Source organism: Stenotrophomonas sp. YJH_SMC_6 (assembly GCF_059371335.1).
The window spans coordinates 1-20,293 of the sequence record NZ_JCAFUM010000008.1 but is presented as its reverse complement, the minus strand read 5'-3'; the positions used below and the strand labels follow the sequence as shown (position 1 = coordinate 20,293).

The window sequence follows — 20,293 nt, the reverse complement described above, 5'->3', positions numbered from 1 at the left end:
CAAGAGAGTACAGGTACCGTTGTCTTTAGAAATCCAAACGGTGGAGAAGGAATCGCGTTCCAGCCTGAGAACTGGAAAGGCTATATCTCCACTCTCCCGACTCAATCAGTTCCATACTGAGAGTTCAATGAAATTAGATAGAATTAACGATGCGGACCTTATTCTGTACCTAAACTCCCGAGAGCTCGAGCTGGTTCTATCATGCATTCGAGAGTCATTTGCAACATTGAATGGGAAGGAGTATGAACTGAGGGTTGGAGTTCCAATTGATGAGGCTGTAAAGATGGCCGTTGAGCTAAAGGATATTATGGAGCGTGAGGGGTTGGGTGGGTAATTGAGATAATTTGGTCCTTCGGGTCATGCGGTGAATGTAGCGGTGCAGGACACACCGGGGGCGACCCGCAAAGCAGACTTGCATCGCAGGACTGAGCTGGCCTGGACAGTGCGAAGAGGAATGACAGCAGCACCACCAGTACTCACATTGCCGCCGGCCGGGTGGTTGCGGAGTCCAAATGAAGGTCGAAGCAGGCCTTGATCTAACGACCGCGGTACTTGACGCTCATATCCCTGGGCACATCGATCCAAGACTAAGCCGATCCAGAACCACCGTGATCCCCCTCTTCATCACAACGGGCTACGATGAACCCGATTCCGGATCGATGGAGTAGCCATGAATTCCCCCTTGTCTCCCCTGTTGTCGGCAATCGGCCGTAGCTGGTGGATCCTCCTGCTGTATGGCCTGGTCGCTCTCGGCTTCGGCATCATCGCCATCGGCTGGCCCTTGTCGGCGGCCATGGCATTGGCCTGGACGCTGGGCGTGATGGCCATCATCGAGGGCGTCATCAGCCTGTTCGCATTGATCAATGGCGGCAGCGGCGCGTCCCGCGGCTGGCTGGCGCTGTACGCCCTCGCCTCGCTGGGCTTCGGTATCCTGGCGGTGATCAACCCGTTGGCCACCGCCAGCGTGCTGGTGCTGTTCTTGGCGGCGTGGCTGCTGGTGGCTGGCATCTATCGCATCGTGTTCGCGATCCGCGTGCGCAAGCAGATCCAGGGCGAATGGTTGCTGATCCTCAGCGGCGTGCTGGCCGTGGTGCTGGGCCTGTTGTTTGCGGCCAACCCGTATGCCGGCGTGGCGGTCACCACGCTGTGGATCGGTATCGGCAGCCTGCTGTACGGCCTGCTGCAGGTGCTGGTGGCATTCAAGCTGCGGAAGCTGAAGTGAGAACGGCGCTTCCGCTGTTGGTGGGCGTGGCCTTGACCCTGGCCGGCTGCATGCTGGGCGCCACGCCCGCAGTGCAGACAGTCGAGCGCCATGCACCGCGCCCCGGTGTGGACGTGCGCCTGAGCGCGGTCGATGCGGATGGCAAGGGCACGCAAGCGCAGTGGCAGGGCGAGACCCTGGCGCTGCGCGAGCCGCCGATTGCCGACAGTGCAGATATCGCCGATGTGCGCTATGTGCTGGACGCGGGCCAGGAGCCCGGCCTGCAGATCCGGTATCGGCCAGAAGCACGCCAACGCATCCACGATGGCACGGCAGCGCTGGTGGGGCAACGAGCGGCGATCAGCGTGGATGGTCGCGTGCTGATGGTGGCGACGGTGAAAGGCCCGTTCGGTGAATCGATGATGTTGAGCGGGCTGCCGAGCGTTGCCGAGGCGCAGGCGTTGGCCAGGCATATCACCGGGAAGTGATGGCAGCGGTAGAGTCGACTGTTAGTAGACTCACGCGCGTAGCGCGGCGTTCCTGGTGTTGGAGCGAAGAGCAGTCGACTAACAGTCGACTCTACCCGGTCTGCGTACCGTACCCATCGACGTGCCACAGCCTCAGCGACCTGAGGCGCAGGCGTTGGCCAGGCATATCACCGGGAAGTGATGGCAGCGGTAGAGTCGACTGTTAGTCGACTCACGCGCGTGGAGCGGCGTTCTTGGTGTTGGAGCGAAGATCAGTCGACCAACAGTCGACTCTACCCGGTCTGCGTGCCACACCCATCGGCGTGCCATACCGTCATCGGCGGGCCATACCCCGTTGGCATGTCATGGGGTATGGCCGACGCCAGGTGCAGGCGCTGTCAGCCCCGCTTTCCCGCGAACCGTGCCTCGATCTCCTCCAGCGACTTGCCCTTGGTCTCCGGCAGCCAGAACGCGGCTACCAGGAAGAACACGAAGGTGCACGCCGCCCAGAACACGAACATGCTGGCGTAGCCGTAGTGGCCCACCGTGGGCAGGAAGATGGCGGCGATGGTGGTGGACACGAACTGGTTGATCAGCAGCGCGATGCTCATGCCATTGGAACGGATGCGGTTCGGCATCAGCTCCGACAGTGCCAGCCACACGCACACGCCGGGGCCGACCGCGAAGAACGCGACGAACACCAGGATGCAGGCGGCCACGGCCCAGCCGTGTGCCGGTGGCGGCACCGGGCCGATGCGCGCCTGTTCGATGCGCAGCGGCGCCTGCGCGGCACTGGCCGGGTCGGCGAACGGGTTCAGATGCAGCTTGCGGAAGAACGCACCAATCACACTGTCGGGCTGCACGGTGCCGGCGCGCTCGATGCGCAGCTCGCGATCGGTCAGGTTGTCGCTGCGCAGGGCGCGCACGTTGGTAAAGTCACCATACGCGTACGACACGGTCAGCTGCATCGGTCGGCCCTGGCTGTCGATGCCATTGCTCAGGCGCTGCCACTGCGCGTCATCCAGAACCAGTTGCAGGCCATCGCCGCTGACCGCCGCCTGCAGCTGCGGTTGCACATCGGCGCGGCCACGCTCGGCCTGGAAGAACAGCGCGGCCGCGGCCAGCAGGGCCACGCAGATGCCACCACTGCCGAGCATCAGCAGGAACTTGCGGCCCTTGCGGTCGACCAGCAGCAACGCGACCACGGTCATCACCGCATTGAGCAGCTTGATCGCCACGTCGGCGCCGTTGGCCACTGAACCGGACAGGCCGGCCTGGTTGAGGATGTTGACCGCGTAGGCCAGCACCGAATTGATGCCGGTAGCCTGGGTGCAGGCCAGCACCACGCAGGCGAGCAGGAACGGCACCACGTAGCGGCGGCTGAGCAGTGGATCGCGCTTGCCGTCCCTGCTGCTCGATTCCGGCGCCTGGATCTGGGCCAGCGTGGGCTCGACATCTGCGGCGGGCAGGACGCGCTGGAGGCTGCGGCGGGCTTCATCGATGCGACCCCGCCGCACCAGCCAGCGTGGTGACTCGGACAGCCAGAAGATGCCGGCGCAGAACAGCAGGCCCGGCGCCAGGCAGGTCCAGAAGATGGTGCGCCAGGCGTGGTCCTTCACCGTGAACAGTTCCTGCGCCTGCTGCGCGACCGGCAGCGAACGCACGGCTTCGGCGGCGGCATCGACGGCGTGGGCGTGGTACAGGCCGATCAGGGCTGCCAGCACCAGGCCAACGGTCAGCAGCAGCTGGAACATGGCCGCGCCGCGCCCACGCCGCTCGGGGCTGAGCACTTCGGCCAGGTACAGCGGAATCACTACGCCGATCAAACCGCCACTGATGCCCTGCAGGAGGCGCCCCAGCAGCAGCGGCGTGTAGCCGGAGGCCAGTGCCATGATCGGAATCGAGGCGGTGAACAGCAGGCCGGCCAGCAGCATCGCGCCGCGACGGCCGATCAGGTCGGCAACCATGCCGGCGAACAGCGAGGACAGCACGCTGCCCAGCAGTACCGCTGCCACCACGAAGCCGAGCTGCTGGCTGCTGAGCTGCCAGGCGTGGCTGGCAGTTGCTTCAAGATAGGGCAGGGCGCCGGCGATGATGCCGATGTCGATGCCGTACAGCAGGCCACCCAGGCCGCCGATGAAGAGCAGGTAGCGTACGGGCCAGCGCGGAGCGGTGCGTGCAGTCATCGGCATATCCCAGAAGGTGTTTCGGTGCGGATCGCTTTCTGTAGAGTCGAGCCATGCTCGACTCTACGAAGGCACGGTGCGTCAGGCTGGTGTTGCGTTCAAATCGACCATGCGCCCACCCACCACCACCTGCTGCAGGCGCAGTTCGGCGTCCAGCGCTACCAGGTCGGCGCGGGCGTCGGGCGCGATGCGGCCGCGATCGCCCAGGCCCAGGTAGTCGGCCGGGAAGGTGGAGACACGTTGCGAGGCATCGGCCAGCTCCAGGCCCACCTGCACCAGGTTGCGCAGCGCCTGGTCCATGGTCAGCGCGCTGCCGGCCAGTGAACCGGTAGCCAGGCGCACGCAGCCGCCGCACTTGTGCACGCGCTGCTCGCCCAGTGCGTACTCGCCGTCGGGCATGCCGGTGGCGGCAGTCGCGTCGGTCACTGCGTACAGGCGCGGGATCGCACGCGCGGCCAGGCGGATCACGCCGGGATGGATGTGCTGCAGGTCGGGAATGATTTCGGCGTACTGCGCATGCGCGAGTGCCGCCGCCGCGATGCCCGGGCGATAGTGATCGACGCCGGTCATGCCGTTGAACAGATGGGTGAAGCCGGAGGCACCGGCCTGCAGCGCAGCAACACCTTCTTCGTAGGTACCGGCGCTGTGGCCGAGCTGCACGCGGATGCCCAATGCCGAAAGCGCGGGAATCAGCGCGGTGTGCTCGCCGATCTCCGGCGCCAGCGTCATCACACGGATCGGCGCCAGCGCGTGCAGCCGCTGTACCAGCGCCAGCGTCGCCTCGATGGTGCGGTTGGGCTGCGCGCCCAGCCGCTGCGGGCTGATGAACGGCCCTTCCAGATGTACGCCGACGATGCTGGCGGCGTCTGCATCGGGTGCGGCCATGGTGGCGGCCACGCCGTGCAGCGCGTGCTCGATCTCATCCAGGCCGGCGGTCATGGTGGTCGCCAGCAGCGTGGTGGTACCGAAGCGCAGATGGGTGCGGGCGATGGTGCGCGCCACGTCGCCGCCCTGCATCAGGTCCACCCCTGCAGCGCCGTGCACATGCAGGTCGATGAAGCCGGGCAGGATCACCGGCAGCTGCAGATCGTCAGCGCCGCTGTGGTCGTCCACCTGCAGCTGGCGCACGTGCGAATCGAAGTGGACGTGGCCACGCCGCCAACCCAGCGGGGTGAGGATGCGGCCATGCAGGGAACGGGTGTCGCTCATGCGGTGGGCTCGGCGATGATCACCTCGATGCCCAACCGCTGCAGTCCCTCGCGGGACGCGTCGTCGATGCCGGCATCGGTGATGATGGTGTGGATCTGATCCAGCAGGGCGATGCGGTGCAGGCTGACGCGCCCGAACTTGGAGGCGTCGGTCAGCACCACGATACGGCGTGCACGCTCGACCATGCGATGGTTGAGGCGGGCTTCGGCTTCGTCATGGGTGGTCAACCCGAACTGCAGGTCCAGGCCATCCACGCCCAGGAACAGCGTGTCGAAGCTGTAGGAGTTGAGGCTGGCTTCGGCCTGGCTGCCCTGCAGCGACAGCGACTGCTGGCGCAACAGGCCGCCGGTCAGCAGCACGTTGATGCCGGCCGCGTTGGCCAGTTCCCAGGCGATGTTCAGCCCGTTGGTCATCACCGTCACGTCGCGCTGCGTGCGCAGGTGGCGGGCCAGGGTCATCGTGGTCGAGCCGGAGTCGATGATGATGTTGTCACCAGGCCGTACCAGGCGCGCGGCACACGCGCCGATCGATTCCTTCAGCGGCAGGTTCAGTGCGTCCTTTTCGTGGATGTCCTGTTCCTGCGGCGGCGTGCGCACCAGCGTGGCGCCACCGTGGGTACGGTTGGCCAGGCCCTGCGATTCGAAATGGGTCAGGTCGGCACGGATGGTCACCGCCGACACGCCGAAGCGCTCGACCAGATCGGCCACCTGCACCGAGCCGTGCTCGATCAGCAGCTGCAGGATCTGTTGCCGGCGGGAGCGGGTGTTGCGCATGGCCATTCTCGGTGTCGCGGGGAAAGGTAGAGATTAGCCGTTCGCAGCAACGGCGGCAGCCGAACCTGCGTGGTGAGTGCGGGTTCCGGCCTGGTTGGCGCTGCAGGCACGGGCGTACTCACCCAGGCACAGGCCGATACGGTGCTGCACCAGTGCGGTGGGGGTGTTGGCCAGGGTGCCTTCGCGCACGGCGCGGTACTGTTCCGGCAGGTACTGGCTGAGCAGCACCAGCGGCGGCGCGTGCTGTTCCAGGTTGGCGAACAGGGTCTGCACCGCCTGTACCAGCGCCGGCTCGCCCCAGTAGTAGCGGCAGCGGTCGCTGAAGGAGTAACTGCGCAGCAGGCGCAGCGCTGCCTCATCGCCCTGGTAGTAGGACTGCCAGTACTTCGGCTGCGCCACCATCACCTCGTCCAGCACCTGCGGCAGGCGCGAGCATTGTGCGGCCGGCAGCAGTTCTGCCTCGATCGCGGCCAGCGCGAACAGCGCTTCGCGGTAGGCGAAGGTCGCCGCCGGGCCGACCTTGAGGATGGCGAAGTGGTCGCGCACCAGCGCGTGCAGGCCGCTTTCGCGCTGGTAGTCGGTGGAGTGCGCCTCGAACACGATGCGTGGCTGCTGTTCCAGGAAGTCGGCCAGCGTGCTGGCGGCGGCCGGGTCGTATTCGTGCACGCTGCTGTGGTCGAAGTCGACGCCCGGCTGCACCACCATCGCGATCACGCGCTGCCACGCATCACGCAGCTGCGGCGTGTCGAACGCCTGCTGGTGGATGGCCAGGGTCTGCGCGGCGGCGGCCGGCGTGGTCACCTGCAGTCCCTCGGCAAGCGAGGCTTCTCCACCGGGAATCGGCACCTCGGTACCGATCACGTAGACCGGCGGCGGCAGGCCGTGTTCGGCGGCGGTGCGTTCGGCGATCTCGGCCAGCTCGGCCGAGCGTGCGGCAACGATGGCATCGGGCAGCGGCACCGGGTCATCGGCGCAGGACATGCTGCAGTCGAGATGGATCTTGTGGAAACCGGCGGCGACGTAGGCTTCGATCAGCACGCGCGCGTGGGTCATCGCTTCGGCAGCCGGGCGCTTCTGCCAGGCATTCGGGCCAAGGTGGTCACCGCCGAGGATCAGCCGCTCGCGCGGGAAGCCTTCCTCATCGGCCAGGGTACCGACGTAGTCGCGGTACTGCGGCGGGGTCATGCCGGTATAGCCGCCGAACTGGTCGACCTGGTTGGAGGTGGCCTCGACCAGCAGCACGGTGCCGTGTGCCAGCGCCACGTGCATGGCCGCGCGCAGCACCTGCTCGTTGCTGCAGCAGACGCTGTACAGGCCGACGTTGGCACCGGCGCGGTGGGAGGCAAGCAGGGTCTGCAACGGGGACATGGTCAGGCTCCGGACATCAGGAAAACGAGGGTTGGCAGGCGAGCAGGGCGGCACCACGTGCGCCACCGGCATCGCCGAAGCGCGGCGGCACGATCGGCGGTACCTGCACGCCGTTGAACAGATGGGCAGCGATGGCCGACGGCAGCTGCTGGTACAGCGGCGCGTACTGCGAGAGACCACCGCCGAGCACGATCACGTGCGGGTCCAGCGCCAGCACCAGCGCGGCCAGGCTGTGGCCAAGCAGATCGCGGTGGATGTCCAGCGCCTTGCGCGCACGTGCATCGCCGGCTTCGGCCAGGGCGATCACGGCGCTGGCGTCGGCGGCGCTGCCACCGAGGTGGCGCTCGATCATCGCCACACCGCTGCCGGACACATAGCGCTCCACGCAGCCCTGCAGGCCGCAGCCGCAGTCCAGCAGCGGCAGGCCATGGCGCTGCAGCAGATGGCCGGGCACGCTCCAGTGGCCCCATTCGCCGGCCAGGCCGTTGAAGCCGGACAGCAGCCGGCCGTGCAGGCAGAAGCCGCCGCCGGCACCAGTGCCGAGGATGGCGCCGAACATGCTGGGGTAGCCGTCAGCCGCGCCGCCGTGCGCTTCAGGCAGGGCAAAGCACTGCAGATCGTTGCCGAAGTGGAGCGGGCGCTGCAGGCGTGCCTGCAGATCCTGCGCCACGCATTGGCCGGTCAGTGCAGGCACGTTCGCGCTGAGCTGGCGACCGCTGCGGCGGTCACGCACGCCGGGCAGGGCGATACCGATGGCCGCATCGCTGCGGCCGAGGGCGGCGTCCGCCTCGGCCACCAGCGCCACCACCGCCTGCAGGAAGCCGTCGTAGTCACCCTGTGGGGTGGCCACGCGGCGGCGCCAGGTGACCTGCATCGCCGCATCGCACGCCACCAGCTCGATCTTGGTGCCGCCGATGTCGATGCCGTAGCAGGCGTGGGCGATCAGCTCAGCCATGGTGGATGGTGACGCCCTTGACGACGCGGTTGACGGTGCCATCCGGGAACGGGTTGTCCGGGGTCAGGCCAAGCGCGGCCGAGCGCTGCAGCGCGAACAGCTGCGCGAAGCCCAGCCACACCGGCGCCAGCCACGGGTCGTCCAGTGCCGGCACGGTGAGGGTGTATTCGTCATCGGCGCCGATGTCCGAATGCGGGCCGATCGCCAGCACCTGGCCGGCCACGCCGTCGCGGCGCAGTTCTTCCAGCAGGTCCTGTTCGTAGCGGCGCGCCAGCGGCTGCACGCTGCGCAGCACCACCACCAGGGTGTTGCCATCCAGCGTCGACTTCGGCCCATGACGGAAGCCCAGCGGGGTGTTGGCCAGCGCCAGCACGCGGCCGGCGGTCAGTTCCAGCACCTTCAGCGCGCACTCGCGTGCCAGCGCTTCCAGCGGGCCGCTGCCGAGGTAGATGATGCGGTTGAACGGGCGCTGCGCCAGCGCCGCCACCGGTGCGTCCCACTGCGCCTGGCCTTCGCGGGCCAGCGCGGCGATCTGCTTCAGGCGCGCCACGCGCGCATCCCACGGCGAACGATCGAACACGGTCAGCGCGGCCAGCAGCATGCAGGTCAGGCTGCTGGTCATGGCGAAGGCGCGGTCGCAGCTGGCCGACGGCATCAGCAGGGTGCAGGTATCGGCACGGCCGGCCCCACGGCGGGCCAGTTCGCCATCGGCGTTGCAGGTGATGTCGAGGAAGCGCGCGTCATCCACGTCGCTGCGCACGCGGTCAACCGCCGCCACGCTTTCCGGGCTGGAACCGCTGCGGCCGAACGAGACCAGCAGGGTCGGGCGGTCGCGCTGCAGGTACAGCGCCGGGTGGGTCAGCAGGCTGGTGGTGTGCACCACGCGCACATCGGCTGGCCACTGCGCGTTGATCGCGTCGGCCACCATTTCGGCGATGAAGCCGGAGCTGCCGGCGCCGGTGAACAGCACGCGCTGGTTGGGATCGTTGAGGCTGTCGCCGAGGAAGGCCTGCAGGCGGTCGCGGGCACGCGACAGGTCCTGTGCAAGGGCTTCCCACAGCGCAGGCTGCTGGGCGATTTCGGTAGCGGTATCGGCTCCGCCAAGGCGCTGCCAGGCGGACACATCGGAAAGCAGGGTGACGTCCATTCGGAGGTTCCAGTTGGGCCAGCGCACCATCTGCGTTTTCTTTCGAAATGTCAAATAGCGAAAGTAAAAAGAAAGAAAATGTGACGCCGACTTCGCTCTGCCCAGAGCACGTCGGAAAACGCAAGAATCCGCCGGATGCCGTATCGCACAATGCTTAACAGGCGTGTGCAAGCGATTACACAAAGTATTGCGGCGCAACAACTTTCGTTTCAATGGAATATATCTTCCTTTTTCCTTTCAATTTGTTGACAGCTTTCGAATCGCTGCCCTAGAGTCGGCCCAATCGCTTTCGAAACGCCCGGTGAACGGGTTGGGAGTCCGCGTGGAAAACTGCGTTCGTCGCTCGCCGCTGATGCTGGCCCTGTTGCCGGCATTGATGCTGGCGTCCATGCCGGCCCAGGCCGAGCCGGTCGGCAACCTGCGTTCGGTTGCCGCCAGCGCCAGCGGCGACGGCGTGCAGGGCTGGGACCTGCAGACCGACAAGGGCGCGCGCATCCGCATCGAACTGCCGGCCACCGACATCATCCGCGTGCAGGCCGGCCGCAACGGCACGCTGACCGGTGCCGGCGACAAGGCCGCACCGATCGTGCTGCCGCAGCCCAAGGCGAACGTGAAGGCGCAGCTGGAAGAAGACGCACAGGAAATCCGCGTGCGCACCGATGCACTGGTCCTGCATGTACAGCGGCAGCCGCTGCGCATGCGCCTGGAACGCCTGGACAACGGCCAGCCCACCGCGCTGTGGCAGGAACTGCAGCCGCTGGACCTGGATGCCACGCAGAGCGTGCAGGTGCTGTCCTCGCAGGCTGATGAGGGCTACTTCGGTGGCGGCCAGCAGAACGGCCGTTACCAGTTCAAGGGCCGCGAGCTGGACGTGTCCTACTCCGGCGGCTGGGAAGAGGGCGACCGCCCCAGCCCTGCACCGATGCTGCTTAGCAGCCGTGGCTGGGGCATGCTGCGCAACACCTGGAGCGATGGCAGCTACGATCTGCGCGAGGCCGACCAGGCCACGCTGCTGCACCGCGAAGACCGCTTCGATGCCTATTACTTCGTCGGCGCCGACCTGCCTAAACTGATCGAGCGCTACACCCAGCTGACCGGCCGCCCGAACATGGTCGCGCGCTGGGCGCTGTCCTACGGCGATGCCGATTGCTACAACGACGGTGACAATGCCAAGAAGCCCGGCACCGTGCCCGAAGGCTGGAGTGACGGCCCGACCGGCACCACGCCGGATGTGATCGACTCGGTGGCCAAGCAGTACCGCGCCCACGACATGCCCGGTGGCTGGATCCTGCCCAACGATGGCTACGGCTGCGGTTACAAGAAGCTGCCGGAAACCGTGCAGGGCTTGGCCAAGTACGGCTTCCGCACCGGTCTGTGGACCGAGAACGGCGTCGACAAGATCGCCTGGGAAGTGGGCAAGGCCGGCAGCCGCGTGCAGAAGCTGGACGTGGCCTGGACCGGCAAGGGCTACCAGTTCGCGATGGACGCCAACCGTCAGGCGTTCAACGGCATCCTCGACAATTCCGATTCGCGCCCGTTCCTGTGGACGGTGATGGGCTGGGCCGGCATCCAGCGCTATGCCGTGGCCTGGACCGGCGACCAGAGCAGCAGCTGGGATTACATCCGCTGGCACGTGCCGACCCTGGTCGGTTCGGGCCTGTCCGGTATGGCCTACGCCAGTGGCGATGTGGATGCGATCTTCGGCGGCAGCGCCGAAACCTTCACCCGCGACCTGCAGTGGAAAGCCTTCACCCCGGTGCTGATGGGCATGAGCGGCTGGTCGTCGAACGCACGCAAGCACCCGTGGTGGTACGACGAGCCCTATCGCAGCATCAACCGCGATTACCTGAAGTTGAAGATGCGCCTGACCCCGTACATGTACGGGCTGGTGCACGAGGCCGCGCAGACCGGTGCACCGCCGGTGCGCGGCCTGATGTGGGACAACCCGCGCGACCCGCATGCGCAGGATGAAACCTACAAGTACCAGTTCCTGCTTGGCCGCGACCTGCTGGTGGCGCCGGTGTACCGCAGCCAGGCCGCCAGCCGTGGCTGGCGCCGCGACATCCACCTGCCGGCCGGCGGCTGGATCGACTACTGGGATGGCCGCCGCGTGCAGGCCGGCGCCGACGGCCGCCAGCTCGACCGCCAGGTGGACCTGGCCACGTTGCCGGTGTTCGTGCGTGCCGGTGCGATCCTGCCGATGTACCCGTCGATGCTGTTCGACGGCGAGAAGCCGCTGGATGAAGTGACGTTCGACCTGTACCCGCAGGGCGAGTCGCAGTACACGCTGTACGAAGACGATGGCAACACGCGCCGCTACCAGCAGGGTGAGTCGAGCACGCAGGTAATCCGCGTGCAGGCGCCGGCGCAGGGCAGTGGCCCGGTGCAGGTGCAGATCGATCCGGTGCAGGGCCAGTACAACGGCCAGCTGGCGCAGCGTCGTTATGGCCTGCGCGTGCTCAGCCGCCAGGCGCCGCGTGCGGTGCAGGCCGGTGGCCGCGCGTTGCCGGCGCTGGCCGATGCGGCGGCGTTCAACGGTGCGGCTGAAGGCTGGTACTTCGATGCCAAGGAGCGCCGTGGCACGCTGCACGTGCGTACCGCTACCCAGGACATCCGCCAGCCGCTGCAACTGCAGCTGGACTTCGCGGTGGTCGCTGCGGCCGCCGACGATGCCTATCCGGCCGCGCCGGTGCTGGGCCGCGAACTGCCGGCCGACAGCCTGCTGGTGGTCAACCGCCCGGCCGAAGAGCCTGGCCATGCGCTGGAAAATGCCTTCGACGACGATCCGGCCACCTGGTTCCGCAGTGTGCGCAACCAGGCCGTGCGCACCGGTGCGCATGAGTGGGTGATCGGCTTCGGCGAGCGCAGGATGATCGACGGCATCGACATCGCGCCGCGCAACGACAAGAACTGGAAGCACGGCCAGGTGCGCGACTACGAGGTGTACCTGGGCGACAGCAATGGCGAGTGGGGCGAGCCGATCGCACGTGGCCGCCTGCAGTTGAAGGAGGGCGTGCAGCGCATCGCGTTCCCGGCCCATGCCGGGCGCCTGCTGCGCTTCCGCGTGCTGAGCGTGCAGAACCCCGAAGGCGACGGCGCCAGCAGCACCGACCCGATGGTCACCGCCGCACAGGGCAGCGCCCGCGCATTCGATGCACTGCAGCCACGCGACGTCGGCCCGATCGCCCTGTCCACCTTCCACATCCTCGAACACCAGGAACCGGAGCGACCGGCCCGGCAGCGCTATCTCTCCGAGCTGCCGGTGCCGGCCGCGCTGGCCAGCCAGGTGCGCACCGACCAGTCCTTCCGTGGCGACGCCGGCATGCGCATGAACGGCCTGCAGTTCCGCCGTGGCCTGGGCGTCGGCGCCAACAGCCGCATCGACCTGCGCCTGCAGGGTGGCTGGCACCTGCTGCGTGCCGACCTCGGCATCGACGACGCCTGCCGCACCGCCGGTGGCCTGCAGTTCCAGGTCTGGGGTGACAACCGCCTGTTGTATGACAGCGGCCTGGTGAAGGCACCCGGCGTGGTCAAGCCGGAGCTGGACATCCGAGGCCTTTCCACCCTGAGCCTGCGCACGCTGGGTGCGCAGGGCAGTCAACCCGCCCAGGTCTGCGCCAACTGGGCCAATGCCGTACTGATCGGCCAGGAGGGCGACTCCGCCAGCATCGTCGCCCCATGACCCCCTCGTAACACCGCTCCTCCCCCCGCCCATTCCGACTACGGCCCTCGTGGCCGTGGCCCGGGAGCGTTTTGCCCGCCGAACGCCCACGCGCTCACTTATTGCGCTGCACCCCTGCCAGGAGAGAACCCCGATGTTGCCCGCCCGCCACCACCGCCCCCCCTGTCGTTCGATCGCTCCGCTGTCGCTGGCCATCGCCGGCGTGCTGCTGTCGGTCGCCGTTCCTGCCTTCGCCCAGGAGAGCAAGGACAAGGCCACCGACCTGGCCCGCATCGAGGTCACCGGCTCCAACATCCGCCGCACCGACGTGGAAACCGCCTCGCCGGTGCAGGTGATCAGCAAGCAGGACATCCAGAACATGGGTGCGCGCACGCTGCTGCAGGTGCTCGACAACCTGCCGGCCGCCCGCCCGGCGCAGCAGGACGCGCGTTCGCTGTTCACCGGTTCCGATGGTGCCTCGCAGGCCAATCTGCGTGGTCTCGGTGCCCAGGGCACGCTGGTGCTGCTGAACGGTCGCCGCCTGTCGTACTACGGTGCACCGGCCGGCTTCCAGACCCAGTTCGTCAACATCGATGCGATTCCGGCCGCGGCCATCGAGCGCATGGAAGTGCTGACCGACGGCGCCTCGGCGGTGTACGGCACCGACGCGGTGGCCGGCGTGATCAACGTGATCACCAAGCGCAACTTCCAGGGGGCCGAGGTCAGCTTCACCAACGACACCTCTTCGCGCATCGACTCCTACGGCGAACGCCAGGCCAGCATCACCGCCGGCTTCGGTGACCTGGCCGAGAACCGCTTCAACATCTACGGCGCGGTGAACATGTACCGCCGCGACGCGATCCCGCTGAGCGATTTCTACGACAAGCGGCCCGACCAGTACTACGTCAACAATCCGAACTACCTCAACAACCTGCGCCTGGGCGTGGGCAGCAAGCCGGGTGAATTCAATCCGGGCACTTACTTCGCCTTCGATCCGGTCACCGGCCGCCGCGTGCAGGAAGCTGCACCGGGTTGCAGGAACGTGCTGACCAGTGAAGCGGCCGGTCCGCGTTGCGTCTGGGAAACCTGGATGAACAACGAGATCGACGCCGGTGCCAAGTCCGAGCGCAACACCGCCTACCTCAACGGCACCTTCCTGGTCGGTGACAGCACCGAGATCTTCGCCGAGGCGACCTACACCGACATCGACCTGCGCGCCAACGGCGGCACGCCGCGCACCTACGGCACCACCACCGGCAACCCGACCAGCTGGTTCTCGCGCAATACCGGCAACACCGTCAACCAGTTCCTGTACCCGTTCCTGGGCCCGAACAACGAGTACAACCACGCCAGCCCGCAGATGAAGGCGATGATGGGCGGTGTGGTCGGCCTGAATTACCTGCTGCAGGATGCCGGCCCGAACTATTTCGGCCAGCGCAATACCGACAAGAGCTACCGCGTGCTGGCCGGTGCGCGTGGCAACCGGGGTGACTGGAACTGGGAAACCGCGTTCGCCAGCGCCGGCACCCACTCCACCACCTACCAGACGATCAACGTCAACACCAAGGGCTTCGAGAAGGCCTTCGGCCCGTACACGATCGATCCGGGCACCGGCCGAGTGATCATCTCCGACCATCCGGCGTACAAGTTCGGCGAGATCAGCGAAGCCAACGCCGCGCTGATCCGTGAAGCGTTCCCGACCTTCGACATCCAGTCGTGGACCCGCCTGCACACCCTCGACGGCAAGATCGAAGGCCCGCTGTTCCAGCTGCCGGCCGGTGAGATGCGGGCGGCATTCGGCTTCAACGCCAGCCGCGAAACCTTCTACACTCCTGGCAACGCCGACGCCGCCAACGGTCTGATCACCCAGCAGGGCGGTTCCTGGTTCGACGGCAAGCGCAACACCTACGCGCTGTTCGCCGAAACCGTGGCGCCGATCACCGACAAGCTGGAACTGGATGCGGCGGTGCGCGTGGACAAGTACCCGAACTTCAGCGCCAACGTGGCACCGAAGATCGGCTTCAAGTACCAGGCGTTCGACCAGCTGATGCTGCGCGGTACCTACTCCACCGGCTTCCGTGCACCGAGCCTGGCCGAGTCCGGCAATGGCGGCGTGTTCGCCCAGCTGGGCGGCTTCCGCGACGAGCTGCGCTGCAACGAGACCAACGCCATCGCCAACCTGTTGCTGAAGTCGCAGCGGCCGGGTGATGTCGACCTCGGCAAGAACATGCTGAACGTCGACTGCAGCCGCACCGTGGCCCGCATGACACAGCCGAACAAGGACCTGAAGCCGGAGAAGGCGAAGATCGCCACCCTCGGCTTCGTCTACGAGCCGGCGAGCTGGCTGTCGGTGTCGGCCGACTACTGGTTCATCTACCGCAACAACGAAATCGTCGCGCCGGACTATCGCCGCATGGAAGACATCATCTCGATGTCGCGCTCGCCGATCACCGACAGCGACCGCGCCAACCTGGCGCAGCTGGCGGCCATGTGTGCCGACCCGGCCAGTGGCGTGAGCTGCCCGTCGGTGCTGCCGGGCTATTCGGCCGGCAACGTGGCCAGCGTGGTGGGCCAGTACAAGAACCGTGGCAAGACCCTGATCGACGGCTTCGACATCGATGCGCGCAGCCGCTTCTCGCTGGGCGACTGGGGCAACCTGAATATCGGCCTGGCCGCCACCATCGCCAACCGCAACCGCTTCTACATGGACGCGGAGAACGGCTGGTACTACGGCGACGTGGTCGGCTACTACAACAACCCGCGCCTGCGTGCCACGCTCAATGCCGACTGGACCTACAAGCAGGTCACCACCAGCATGTTCGTCAACTACGTGGGCGGCACCAAGTGGGCCACCGACCAGGTTGATGAGGTGAGCAACAACAAGGAAACCTGCACCGGCGGCTACCTGGCCCTGCAGAAGAGCAAGTGCGATGGTGCGCCGTCGTGGTGGACTGCCAACATGAGCGTCACCTGGCGCCCGGATGACGCGTGGAACCTGAGCTTCACCGTCAAGAACCTGTTCAACCGCCTGCCGTTCTACGATCCGAACAGCTTCCTGGGTGACTCCAGTGACTACGCCACCATCTTCGGTCGTGGTTACAGTGTGACCATCGGCTACCGTTTCAAGTAATTCCGTTTGCGTGACCCGGCGGGCCGGCTACGGCCGGCTCGCTGCCAAGAGGAGAGATGTTTGCCATGAAGCGTAGGGAATTCATCGCGGCCAGTGCCGCTGTCGCCGCCAGCAGCCTGCTGCCGCAGACCCCGGCGTGGGCACGCGGGCGCAAGGTGCGCCTGGCCATGATCGGTACCGGCATGCGTGGCCTTGTGCTGCTGAAGGAGCTGGTGCGCCGCGACGATGTCGAGGTGGTCGCGCTGTGCGACATCGAACCGATAATGCTCGGTCGCGCCATGGACATGGTGGCCAAGGCCGGCAAGCCGGCCCCGAAGACCTACGGCCAGGACCGCGATACCAACGCCTGGAAGCGCCTGCTGGAACAGAAGGGCATCGATGGCGTGATCATCGCCACGCCGTGGGAGTACCACGCACCGATGGCGATCGCCGCCATGCAGGCCGGCGTGGCCGTGGGCTGCGAAGTGGTGGCCGGCATCACCCTGCAGGACCACTGGGACGTGCTGAAGACCCAGCTGAGCACGGGCACCCCGTACATGCTGCTGGAGAACGTCTGCTACCGTCGCGACGTGATGGCGGCCTTGCAGATGGTGCGCCAGGGCCTGTTCGGCGAACTGGTGCATCTGCAGGCCGGCTATCAGCACGACCTGCGCGGGGTGAAGTTCAATTCCGGCGACCCGAACCAGCCCTACGACAGCGGCGTGGAGTTCGGCCCCAAGGGCTGGAGCGAAGCACGCTGGCGCACCGAGCATTCGGTGCAGCGCAACGGCGAGCTGTACCCCAGCCACGGCATCGGCCCGTGCGCGATGTATACCGGCATCAACCGTGGCAACCGCTTCACCCATATCAATGCCTTCGCGACCAAGGCGCGTGGCCTGCACGAGTACACCGTTGCCAAGAGTGGTGGCACCACCCACCCCAGCACCAAGGTGAAGTTCAAGCTGGGCGACATCGTCACCACCACGCTGGCCTGCGAGAACGGTGAGACCATCCTGCTGCAGCACGACACTTCGCTGCCGCGCCCGTACTCGATGGGCTTCCGCGTGCAGGGCACCAAGGGCCTGTGGATGGACGTGAACCATTCGATCCACATCGAAGGCCGCAGCCCGCCGCACCAGTGGGAAGAGTTCAAGAAGTACCAGGACGAGTACGAGCATCCGCTGTGGAAACAGAATGCCGACACCGCTGCGAGTGCAGGGCATGGTGGTATGGACTGGTTCGTCATCCATGCCTTTGTTGAAGCGCTGAAGGCCAAGGCGCCGATGCCGATCGACATCTACGACGCAGTGACCTGGAGCGCGATCACCCCGCTGAGCGAGCAGTCGATCGCCAACAGCTTCCAGACCCTGGAGTTCCCGGACTTTACTGCTGGTGCGTGGAAGCAGCGCAAGCCGATCTTTGGGTTTGATGGGAAGTACTGAGATTTACCCCTTCCATGCGGTGACGGAAACGCCGGGCGATGCCCGGCGTTTCTGTTTCTGGGGCATTCGCCTTGTAGAGCCGAGCCCACGCTCGGCTGCATTTCCGACACGCCCCCCCTGCATCAGAAAGTTCTGAAATTCGACTCATTCCACAGTTTTTGACTTGAATGTGTAAACCACATCGGAGATAACGTCCCCATGCGGCCACGCCGCATTCCGGACCAGGGACGATCCGAAGCATGACGTGAAGAGGCTGCTGCCCCACGTTCTCGTTCCCGCCGGCGCTGTGCCCGTCCAGGAAGGAGAACAGGGATGTTGAAGGCAAACTCTGGCACTTCGCTCATCAGTCTGGCGCTGTTCGTGCTGGCGTGCTCGACGTCCAGCGTGCAGGCGCAGGAGATCGAGAAGAAATGGGAAAGCTACTTCTCGATGGGAGAGCCCCGTTCCACGGAGGCGGCTGTCCAGAAAGACATACGGGCCTTCTTCGCCGAGTATGAGGTCGATAAGCCTTTCGTTTGGGAGGTCAAGCGCCAGAGGGCCCTTCCGAACAAGACGATCTATGACTATCGCGTCAAGCCCGAGAAGATCGTAACCACGGATTGGGTGTATGAGCAGAACCATCAGAAGTACGCCACGGAGGATGCCGTCCGCAGCATGTTCCTGTCGAAGAATGCGAGCGATCCGCGGTGCGCTGCCACCGTCATGACTGAAGAGGCCTGGGAGGAGGTTGGCGGGCTTGGAGTGGGAGATGACGGCAGCGTCATCAACGAGAGCAAACGCTATAAATTCGTCAAAAACAGTTACTACGAGGGGACCAAGGCCTGCTCGGAGCTGGTCTTTTGGGAACACGCCTATCGGAGTAGAACCGCAAAATGCATGAATCGCCCCATGATGATGTGGGACGATAACCTGGGCATGTGCGCCTTGGCCCAGCAGGACGAGCCAAACATGGCAATGCTGCTGGCGTACTGGACTTCTCCTCTGCCGCCGCAGGAGTGCAAAGTCGGTAATCCGTGCGACCCCACCACCGGCGACAAGTCTCAGCCGGAAGCGGACCTTGATCTCGGGTGGGTCCGCTTCGATCGCCAGTATCATTCCTTGACCGGCACCAGCGGCGGAGCCATGGGCCAAGGATGGACGCACTCGCACAACATTCGCCTGACGCTCGGCGTTGACGACACGGACTTTCCACCGAGTTCGGAAGTCCAGGTGGGTTTGATTGACGCTGAGGGTGGCCAGCTCGCCTTCAAGAAGGTGGGAGCGGTGTATGAGGCAATGGATGGCAGTGGGGACCGCGTGGCTCAACAGGGGAGCCTATGGTTGTTGTCGCGGGCTCAGGAGCGCATTCAGTTCGATGCCGGCGGCCTGATGCAGCGCCGCGATTTCGAAGACGGAACCTCGCTAACCTATGCACACGACAGCCGTGGCCGCCTGCTCAGCATCACCCATTCAACCGGCCGGCGCGTGGACGTCCAGTATCTCGCGCCGGGTGACGATTCGCTGATCTCGGCCCTGGTGATTGCCGGCCAGCCCGTGGTGAGCTACGCCTATTCCCCGGCCGGGGAATTGATCAGTGCGACCTACGCAGACGGTGCCAGCCGCACGTATCACTATGAGGACGCCCGCCTCCCGGGCTACCTGACCGGCATTACCGCCGAGGGCAACCAGCGCTACAGTTGGTACGGCTACGACGCCGAGGGGCGGGTCACCTGCAGCCGCCATTCCGGTGACTGCAGTCAGGCCGACGTAGGCATTGATGGCGTGCGCCTGGAGTACACCCCGGCAGGAACCACCATCGTCACCGACGCACTGGGCAAGCAGAGCACCTACGCCTTGACCGCCATCGGCTCCAGTGGACTTCCTCGCAAGGTCAATGGCATCACCGAGAGCAACGGCAGCATAAGCCGCACCTATCTGCCCGAGGGCACCGATTTCCGGCGCCGGCTGCAGTCGGTGACCGATCGCCGTGGTGTCGTCACCAGCTACGCCTATGCCGAGGCCAGCGATGCTGCCGTAGGCGCCGTCAGCGTGACCACCACCACCGAAGCGGCCGGTACTCAGGATCAGCGCATCAGCGAAACGCGCGTGGCCATGGACAGCAATCGGCTGGTGCAGCAGACCGTCGGTAACCGTGAGATCCGCATCACACGCAATGCGCGCCTTCAGCCAACCACCATTACCGTGCGCGACATGGTGACCGGTAACACCCGCGTCACCACGCAGGTCTACTGTGAGGCAGAGGGCCCGGAGTGCCCGCTGGTGGGACTGCTGAAGAGCGTGGATGGCCCGCGAAGCGATGTGGCGGATGTCTCCACCTATGCCTACTACACCGCGGACGACGCGGGATGCGCGACCAGTGGTGCCTGCAGCTATCGCAAGGGCGACCTGCGCAGTGTGACCAATGCGCTCGGCCAGACGGTCGAGACCTTGGCCTACGACGCGTTCGGGCGGCCGTTGTCGGTCAAGGACGCCAACGGCGTGGTGACTGATTACACCTACCATCCCCGCGGCTGGCCGACCTCGATCACCGTGCGCGGTGCCACCACACCCGAGGACCGGGCTACCCAGATCAGCTACTGGCCGACCGGCCAAGTGCAGCAGGTCACCGAGCCCGACGGCAGCAGCGTCACCTACGTCTACGACGCCGCGCAGCGGCTGACGGACATCGCCGACAGCGCTGGCAACACCATCCACTACACGCTGGACAATGCCGGCAATCGCCTCAAGGAAGACACGCTCGATGCAGGCGGGACGCTGCGCCGTACCCTGGCACGG

12 protein-coding genes are annotated in these 20,293 nt (G+C 66.0%); 6 read left to right on the top strand and 6 right to left on the bottom strand.

The annotated features are described in order from the left end of the window. The first annotated feature begins 670 nt into the window (after positions 1 to 670). On the top strand, positions 671 to 1,222 hold the full coding sequence (locus tag AC5P9N_RS10535; protein ID WP_005414787.1) for an HdeD family acid-resistance protein: 552 nt from the start codon (positions 671 to 673) through the stop codon (positions 1,220 to 1,222). After that, a complete protein-coding gene (locus tag AC5P9N_RS10530; RefSeq protein WP_062605438.1) occupies positions 1,219 to 1,689 on the top strand; it encodes a SecDF P1 head subdomain-containing protein in 471 nt (156 codons plus the stop codon). Before AC5P9N_RS10535 ends, AC5P9N_RS10530 begins: the two co-directional genes overlap by 4 nt. Positions 1,690 to 2,066: 377 nt before the next feature. Here AC5P9N_RS10530 and AC5P9N_RS10525 read toward each other — a convergent pair whose 3' ends face one another. The 6 genes from AC5P9N_RS10525 to AC5P9N_RS10500 form a co-directional block, all read right to left on the bottom strand. Next, on the bottom strand, positions 2,067 to 3,854 hold the full coding sequence (locus AC5P9N_RS10525) for an MFS transporter (protein WP_099485107.1): 1,788 nt from the start codon (positions 3,852 to 3,854) through the stop codon (positions 2,067 to 2,069). 81 nt (positions 3,855 to 3,935) lie between these two features. Continuing rightward, positions 3,936 to 5,063, bottom strand: a complete 1,128-nt coding sequence (nagA, locus tag AC5P9N_RS10520) for an N-acetylglucosamine-6-phosphate deacetylase (RefSeq protein ID WP_099485106.1) — start codon at positions 5,061 to 5,063, stop codon at positions 3,936 to 3,938. Then, positions 5,060 to 5,836 (bottom strand): DeoR family transcriptional regulator, encoded by a 777-nt coding sequence (locus AC5P9N_RS10515; protein ID WP_033833750.1) that lies wholly within the window; start codon positions 5,834 to 5,836, stop codon positions 5,060 to 5,062. The genes nagA and AC5P9N_RS10515 overlap by 4 nt, the downstream gene beginning before the upstream one ends. Before the next feature lie 33 nt (positions 5,837 to 5,869). Then, complete coding sequence (locus tag AC5P9N_RS10510) at positions 5,870 to 7,204, bottom strand: D-tagatose-bisphosphate aldolase, class II, non-catalytic subunit (RefSeq protein WP_012481525.1); 1,335 nt, start codon at positions 7,202 to 7,204, stop codon at positions 5,870 to 5,872. A gap of 16 nt (positions 7,205 to 7,220) precedes the next feature. Further along, positions 7,221 to 8,159, bottom strand: coding sequence for an ROK family protein (locus AC5P9N_RS10505; protein WP_495223829.1), 939 nt, complete (start codon positions 8,157 to 8,159; stop codon positions 7,221 to 7,223). Beyond that, positions 8,152 to 9,306, bottom strand: coding sequence for an SIS domain-containing protein (locus AC5P9N_RS10500; protein ID WP_005411499.1), 1,155 nt, complete (start codon positions 9,304 to 9,306; stop codon positions 8,152 to 8,154). Before AC5P9N_RS10500 ends, AC5P9N_RS10505 begins: the two co-directional genes overlap by 8 nt. Before the next feature lie 322 nt (positions 9,307 to 9,628). On the opposite strand from AC5P9N_RS10500, the gene AC5P9N_RS10495 reads away from it, so the two are divergent. The 4 genes from AC5P9N_RS10495 to AC5P9N_RS10480 form a co-directional block, all read left to right on the top strand. Next, complete coding sequence (locus AC5P9N_RS10495; RefSeq protein WP_099485105.1) at positions 9,629 to 12,988, top strand: TIM-barrel domain-containing protein; 3,360 nt, start codon at positions 9,629 to 9,631, stop codon at positions 12,986 to 12,988. A 133-nt stretch (positions 12,989 to 13,121) separates the two neighbouring features. Further along, positions 13,122 to 16,097 carry a TonB-dependent receptor gene (locus AC5P9N_RS10490; RefSeq protein ID WP_005414779.1) on the top strand — a complete coding sequence of 992 codons (2,976 nt, stop codon included), beginning with the start codon at positions 13,122 to 13,124 and terminating at the stop codon, positions 16,095 to 16,097. Between the two features lie 65 nt (positions 16,098 to 16,162). Then, positions 16,163 to 17,518, top strand: coding sequence for a Gfo/Idh/MocA family protein (locus AC5P9N_RS10485; RefSeq protein ID WP_099484140.1), 1,356 nt, complete (start codon positions 16,163 to 16,165; stop codon positions 17,516 to 17,518). Between the two features lie 312 nt (positions 17,519 to 17,830). Continuing rightward, on the top strand, positions 17,831 to 20,293 hold a 2,463-nt coding region (locus AC5P9N_RS10480), incomplete at its 3' end, for a DUF6531 domain-containing protein (RefSeq protein ID WP_495223828.1).